The 250-nt window shown below is 46.4% G+C and carries 1 protein-coding gene; it reads left to right on the forward strand.

Translation table 11 applies throughout. The features are described 5' to 3' along the window. Positions 1–250, forward strand: a 250-nt coding sequence (locus G9H60_RS13370; RefSeq protein ID WP_394369800.1) for a hypothetical protein, incomplete at both ends; no start/stop codon positions are given.

A 250-nucleotide genomic window follows, 5' to 3' on the forward strand; every position in this document is an offset into this window, starting at 1 on the left:
GATTTTACGAGTGGAGTGGCTAATTTAACCACGGATGGTATTACTTATACCGGAGCTTCAGGAGCAGGAACCTTTACGTTTACCCCAGCATCTGGAACAGCAGTAACCAGTTCAAGTGTCACGATTAATCCAGGAGCAGCGACCAAATTAGTGGTAACAGGAACGGGCACTCAAACAGCTGGAGGAAGTCAAACAGTAACAATTACCGCGAAAGATGCGGATGGCAATACAGCCACTACATATACAGGAG

Source organism: Aquirufa aurantiipilula, from assembly GCF_019923745.1.
GTDB lineage: Bacteria > Bacteroidota > Bacteroidia > Cytophagales > Spirosomataceae > Aquirufa > Aquirufa aurantiipilula.